The sequence below is a fragment of the Phenylobacterium sp. genome (genome assembly GCF_046590535.1).
Lineage (GTDB): Bacteria > Pseudomonadota > Alphaproteobacteria > Caulobacterales > Caulobacteraceae > Phenylobacterium.
In genome coordinates this window covers 1-3,376 of record NZ_JBKJTG010000024.1, presented here as the reverse complement: position 1 = coordinate 3,376, position 3,376 = coordinate 1, and the positions used below count along the sequence as shown (strand labels likewise).

The 3,376-nt window shown below is 70.3% G+C and carries 4 protein-coding genes; all 4 read right to left on the bottom strand.

The features are described from left to right. Positions 1-160: 160 nt before the first annotated feature. On the bottom strand, positions 161-1,366 hold the full coding sequence (glp, locus tag ACLL81_RS01325) for a gephyrin-like molybdotransferase Glp (protein WP_411286543.1): 1,206 nt from the start codon (positions 1,364-1,366) through the stop codon (positions 161-163). Beyond that, complete coding sequence (gene moaC, locus ACLL81_RS01320; protein WP_411286542.1) at positions 1,363-1,836, bottom strand: cyclic pyranopterin monophosphate synthase MoaC; 474 nt, start codon at positions 1,834-1,836, stop codon at positions 1,363-1,365. Before moaC ends, glp begins: the two co-directional genes overlap by 4 nt. Then, the gene (gene trpC / locus ACLL81_RS01315) at positions 1,833-2,645 is read right to left on the bottom strand and encodes an indole-3-glycerol phosphate synthase TrpC (RefSeq protein WP_411286541.1); all 813 of its coding nucleotides are present in this window, start codon (positions 2,643-2,645) and stop codon (positions 1,833-1,835) included. The genes moaC and trpC overlap by 4 nt, the downstream gene beginning before the upstream one ends. 7 nt (positions 2,646-2,652) lie before the next feature. Next, on the bottom strand, positions 2,653-3,376 hold a 724-nt coding region (trpD, locus tag ACLL81_RS01310), incomplete at its 5' end, for an anthranilate phosphoribosyltransferase (protein ID WP_411286540.1).

Here is a 3,376-nt window from a genome sequence, read left to right as displayed (position 1 = left end):
GTGCGCAGGTGCTTGTCGATGAAGATCAGCAATTCGTGCTGTTTGCGGGTCAACATGGGCGGAACTTCTCCCGATGGCGCCGCGAATCGGCGAACAAAGCGGCAACCAGTCCCGATGTTCTAGAAAAGTTCCATAGACGCAGTCAAACAAAAAATGCGCCTCAGATTCCCAGCTGGGCGAGGAGGATGGCCTCCACCTCGGAACCGGCGGCCATCGCGGGTGCCAAGGGTGCGCGCAGCACCAACGCATCGGCGCGCGCCAATGTCGCGAGCATGGAACTGTCCTGCCGTGCGAAGGGCGTGGCGACCAACCGGCCCTCGGCGTCCTCGGCAAGTGTGGCGCGCAGATGATCGAAGCGTTTGTCATTGGCGGCGATCGCCGCGCCCGTCAGCACACGCACCGTGGGCGGGGCGCCGGCGGGCAGCCCGCTCAGCACCGCAAGTGCGGGGAGCAAAAACTGAACCGCGCAGACCAGCGCGCTCACCGGATTGCCGGGCAGGCCGAGCACGGGCGTGGCCCCAAGCCGCCCCCAGATCAGCGGCTTGCCCGGCCGCATCGCGATCTGCCAAAAATCCAGCGCAAAACCTTCGGGGCCGAGGGCGGCCTGTACCAGGTCATGCTCCCCCACGCTGGCCCCGCCGGTGGTCACCAGCATGTCGCACGCGCGCGCCGCCTGCGCGGCTTCGGCGATCGCGGCGCGGTCATCGGCGGCGATCGGCAGCACCACCGGCTCCCCACCACCGGCGCGCACCAGGGCCGCAAGCGCATGCGCATTGGAGGAGACGATGCCGCCCGCGGGGATCGGCTCGCCCGGCAGCGCGATCTCGTCGCCGGTGGCCAGGATGCCGATGCGCGGTCGCCGCCGCACCGTGATCCAGGGGTGGTTGCACGCTGCGGCCAGGCCGATATCGCGCGCGGTCATGCGCCGCCCCGAAGGTATCAGCGCCTCGCCTTCGCTGAAGTCCAGGCCACGGCGGCGGATCCAGCGGCCCGCCATCACGGCCTCACCCACCGTGACGCCGGCGGCGTCCTCGCGCGCATCCTCCTGGAGCAGGACCGCGTCGGCGCCCCGGGGTATGAAGGACCCGGTGAAGATCCGCACCGTCTCGCCCGCGCCGATCATGCCCGAAAACGGGTGCCCCGCCGGCGCCTCGCCGATCCGGCGCAATACCGCGCCGGCCACGGCATCGCCCGCGCGCACCGCGTAGCCATCCATCGCGGAGACATCGGCCGGCGGCTGTGTCACCCGCGCCACCACCGGGCGTGCCGTGACGCGGCCCCAGGCTTCAGGCAGCGCCACAGTCTCTGCCGGTGTCGGTGAAAGCGCGCCGAGGATGCGTCCCCGCGCCTCCTCCAGCGCGATCATGCTGCCTGGAACTCGCCCGACTTGCCGCCCGATTTGTGCACCAGGCGCACCGACTCGATCCGCATGCCGCGATCGGCGGCCTTGCACATGTCGTAGACGGTGAGTGCGGCGACGGTCACCGCCGTCAGCGCCTCCATCTCCACCCCCGTCTGGCCGGTGAGCTTGACCATCGCCTCGATCTCGACCGCATCGGGGGCGGCAGGCGTCAACTCGACGGAAACCTTGGACAGCATCAGCGGGTGGCACAGCGGAATCAGCTCGGACGTGCGCTTGGCCGCCATGATGCCGGCGAGGCGGGCCGTGCCGAGCACATCGCCCTTCCTGGCGTCGCCATCGCGCACGATCGCCAGCGTCGCAGCCTGCATCACGACGCAGCCTTCGGCGACGGCGATGCGCGCGGTCTCGTCCTTGTCGCCGACATCGACCATATGCGCCTGGCCCTGCGCGTCGAGATGGCTGAGCCGGCTCATGCCGCGCTCGCCTCCGGCGCGCCGGCGAGCAGCGCGCGGGTGGCGGCGGCGACGTCCTGCTGGCGCATCAGGCTCTCGCCGACGAGGAAGGTCTCGACCCGGCAGCGGCGCAGCCTGGCGATGTCGGCCGGACTGAAGATGCCGCTCTCGCCGACGATCAGCCGGTCGGCCGGAATGCGCGGCGCCAAGTGCTCGGTGACGGCGAGATCGACGGAAAAGCTGCGCAGATCGCGGTTGTTGATGCCGATCAGCCGGCTGTCGAGCCTGAGCGCCCGGTCGAGTTCCGCTCCGTCATGCACCTCGACCAGAACGTCCATGCCAAGCCCCCTGGCCGTCTCGTTCAGTGCTTGGGCGGTGGCGTCGTCGACGCCGGCCATGATGATCAGGATGCAGTCGGCGCCCCAGGCTCGCGCCGCGAAGACCTGATAGGTGTCGTAGAGGAAATCCTTGCACAGGGCCGGCAGGCCGCTCGCTTGGCGCGCCTGTTCGAGGAATTCCGGTCGGCCCTCGAAGGACGGCGCGTCGGTCAGCACCGAGAGGCATGCCGCGCCGCCGTCCGCATAGGCCCTGGCCAGCGCCGGCGGATCGAAATCGGCCCGGATCAGCCCTTTGGACGGGCTCGCCTTCTTGATTTCGGCGATCAGCGCCGGCTTGCCGGCCGCGTGCCGGGCGATGAGCGCGGCGGTGAAGCCGCGCACCGGCGTCGCGGCCTTCGCCCGGCGCTCGATCTCGGCTTGCGGCACGGCGATCTTCGCCGCCGCGATCTCGGCGCGCTTGTAGGTTTCGATGCGGGCGAGGATGTCGCTCATCGCAGGCTCATGCGTTCGAGCTGGCGACCAGCGCCGCCAGCGTCGCTCTCGCCTTGCCGCTGTCGATGGCGGCTGTGGCGCGCTTGAGCCCGTCGCGCAGGTCGCCGGCCTGTCCCGCCACCACCAGGGCGGCGGCCGCATTGAAGGCGGCGATGTCGCGAAACGCCGTCTTCTGCCCGTCGAGCACGGCGCGCAGCGCCGCCGCGTTCTGCGCTGGCTCGCCGCCGCGCAAATCCTCCGGCTTCGCCAGCTTCAGCCCGACATCGCCGGGGCTGATGTTGAAGCTCTCGATCTTGCCGGCGTCGAGCGCAATCACCCGCGTCGGCCCGGTGGTGGTGATCTCGTCGAGCCCGTCCGAGCCATGCACCGCCCAGATCCGCAGCGATCCCAGCGAATCGAGCACCTTGACCATCGGCTCCAGCCAGGTTTCGGAGAAGGCGCCCACAAGCTGCTTTTTCACGCCGGCCGGGTTGGAGAGCGGGCCGAGCAGGTTGAAGATCGTGCGCGTGCCGAGCTCGGTGCGCACCGGCGCGACATGGCGCATCGAGGCATGATGCGTCGGCGCGAACATGAAGCCGACATTGGCCTCCGCCAGGCAGCGCTCGGTCCCGGCCGAATCGAGCCCGACCTTGACGCCAAGCGCGGTCAGAACGTCGGCGGCGCCCGAGCGCGAGGAGGCGGCACGGTTGCCGTGCTTGGCGACCGGCACGCCGCAGGCGGCGGTGATGAGC

Coding starts and splice junctions, on each gene's coding strand:
- glp (WP_411286543.1), bottom strand. CDS start 1,366: ATGATCGCGCTGGAGGAGGCGCGGGGACGCATCCTCGGCGCGCTTTCA.
- moaC (WP_411286542.1), bottom strand. CDS start 1,836: ATGAGCCGGCTCAGCCATCTCGACGCGCAGGGCCAGGCGCATATGGTC.
- trpC (WP_411286541.1), bottom strand. CDS start 2,645: ATGAGCGACATCCTCGCCCGCATCGAAACCTACAAGCGCGCCGAGATC.